This is a genomic window from Stenotrophomonas sp. HMWF003, from assembly GCF_003061285.1.
Lineage (GTDB): Bacteria > Pseudomonadota > Gammaproteobacteria > Xanthomonadales > Xanthomonadaceae > Stenotrophomonas > Stenotrophomonas maltophilia_AP.
In genome coordinates this window covers 8,884-11,520 of sequence record NZ_QAIW01000394.1, presented here as the reverse complement: position 1 = coordinate 11,520, position 2,637 = coordinate 8,884, and the positions used below count along the sequence as shown (strand labels likewise).

Sequence of the window (2,637 nt, the reverse complement as noted above, 5' to 3'; positions counted from 1 at the left end):
GCTCCACGCCATGTCCCATTCCACGCACGAAGCCGGGCAGAGCCCGGCTCTACGTCAGCCGCGTACCGCCTCCAGGAACTCGCGCCCCCAGCGGTCCACGTCGTAATACTCCACGCTGCCGAACAGCTGCCGCATGCGCCCGGTGGCTTCTTCCTCCGGCATCGACAACGCCTGCAGCAGCCCGGCAGTCAGGTCCGCCGGGTCGTGCGGGTTGGTCAGTACCGCGCCCTTCAACTCGGCTGCCGCACCGGCGAACTCGCTGAGCACCAGCACGCCGCTGCTGCCTTCGATGCCGTGGGTGGCCACGAACTCCTTGGCCACCAGGTTCAGACCGTCGCGCAACGGGGTGATCCACATCACCTGCGCCGCCGCGTAGTGCGCCACCACCTCCTCGAACGGCAGTGCCTGTGCGAAGAACCGCACGGGCGTCCAGTCCAGCCGCGAGAAGCGGCCGTTGATGCGGCCCACCGCCTGCTCGATCTGGTTCTGCAGCGTGCGGTACACGGTCATCTCGCGCGCGGCCGGCACGCATACCATCAGCAGGGTCACCTTGCCCTGGCGGTCGGGATGCTGTTCCAGCAGGCGTTCGAAGGCCTCCAGCTTGGCCAGCGTGCCCTTGGTGTAGTCCAGCCGTTCCACCGACAGCACCAGCTTGCGCGCGCCGATCTCCCGGCGCAGCTTGAAGATGTCATTGCGCACGTCGCTGCGCGCCAGCACGTTATGGATGCGGCGCAGGTCGGTGCCCACCGGATGCGCGCCCAGGGCGATCTCGCGGTCGCCCACGCGCAGGCGCGTGGTCATGGTGTCCAGCCCAACCGCGCAGCCGTAGGTGAGGAACCGCGGGGCGCAGCTTTCCCACGCCAGGCGCTCGGCCGGCACGGCGCCGCGCACCACGTCCACGAAGTTCTCCACCTGGCGCGGAATGTGGAAGCCGATGTAGTCGCACGACAGCAGGCTGCCGATGATCTCGCGCCGCCACGGCACCACATTGAACACGTCCGCCGACGGGAAGTAGGTGTGGTGGAAGAAGGCGATCTTCAGGTCCGGGCGCAGTTCGCGCAGCGTGGCCGGCACCATCCACAGGTTGTAGTCATGGATCCACACCGTGGCCCCATGCGCGGCTTCGGCGGCGGTGGCCTCGGCGAACTTGCGGTTGACCGTCAGGAACACCTGCCAGTCGTCCTCGCGGAACTTCGCGCGTTCCCAGAACACATGCAGCATCGGCCAGAACGCTTCCTTGGAGAAGCGCTTGTAGAAGATGTCCACTTCCTGCCGGCTCAACGGCACCCGCGCAGCGGTGAGGGTGGGGTAGCGCTCGGCGTCCACGGCCAGGTGGGTCTGGAACGGCCCGCGCTTGGGGTCGTCGATGCCCCATGCCACCCACGAGCCCTTCTGGCCGCCTTCGAAGAAGCTCAGGAGCGAGGGAATGATGCCGTTGGGCGAGCGCGGTGGGCGCTGCACCAGCACGCCGTTCTCCATCACTTCGTCGAAGGGCAGGCGGTGGTAGACCATCACCAGGTCGGCGCCGGCGGCGCGGGCCTGCTTCGGTGGGTGCAGGTAGCGGTCATCGTCGGCGAGCAGCGCGAAGTGCTCGATCGCCTCCAGGATGCCGCCGCAACCCGGTGCCTGCGCATGGAACGTGTTGGCCAGCGTGGCGGTCGCTTCGGTCAGCGCCGGCTCGGAATCGCCCACGCACACGCCGCGGAAGCCGGCGGTGTACATCGACAGGTCATTGAGGGTGTCGCCGGCCACCAGGATGCGCTCGCGCGGCAGGTCGAGCAGGCGCGCAAGCGCGGCCAGGGTGCGACCCTTGTCGGTGTCCGGCGGCAGGATGTCCAGGTAGCGGTCTGCCGAATACAGCACGTCGCAGCCCAGCGCCTGGGCGGCGGCCTGGATCTGCGTGCGCAGCGGCGCCAGCGTCTGGGGATCGCAGAAGTACGAGCAGCGCCGTTCCTGCGGCACGTCCTGGCGCTGCAGCGCGGTGAACGGGCGCATCGCCGCGGCCACCACGTGTTCACCGGGCCAGTGCGCATCGATCATCGATTGCAGCGGTTGCAGGGGCTGCAGCGTGTGGCCATCCACCACGGTCGCGCCGACATCGCAGACCACGTAGTCCGGGCGCGGAATGGCCGGGTCGGAAAGCAGCGGCATCACCGCTTCCAGGCCGCGGCCGGTGATGAAGATCAGGGCGATGCCCGGGTGCTGGTCAACCAGCCGGTACAGCCGGTGGCGCGCGGCGGCATCGCCGGCGAGGAAGGTGCCATCCAGGTCGGTGGCCAGGATCAGTTGCGGAGCCGGCGTGGCCGGCGATGTACGGGCGGGAGTGGAAAGGACGGGTGTCGATACAGTCAATGGGCTTCCTTATCGGAACGGGTGGAATGGGGGGTATCCGGCGGCGCCTCGAGGTCGGTTTCGGGCATCAGCTCCAGCGCCGACGGCGTGGTGCGCAGCATCAACCGGAACCCGACCGGATGCGTGCGCACCCGCTGGAACCGCAGCAGGCGCGCGCCGGTGAACAGCGCCAGCAGCATCAGCACCACGGCGAAGTACAGCGGCAGCGCGGCAGGGCCGAAGCGCTGCATGGCCGCGCCGGCCAGCGCCGGACCCAGCGCCGCGCCCACGCCGTGCACCAGCAGC

Annotated in this window: 1 protein-coding gene and 1 pseudogene; both read right to left on the bottom strand. The window is 69.1% G+C overall.

The annotated features are described in order from the left end of the window. Positions 1-54: 54 nt before the first annotated feature. Positions 55-2,286: a glucosylglycerol-phosphate synthase gene (ggpS, locus tag DBR34_RS16875; protein WP_128097652.1), complete on the bottom strand. Its 2,232-nt coding sequence runs from the start codon at positions 2,284-2,286 to the stop codon at positions 55-57. Between the two features lie 62 nt (positions 2,287-2,348). Next, positions 2,349-2,637: pseudogene (locus DBR34_RS23620) on the bottom strand (MFS transporter); the annotation flags it as partial.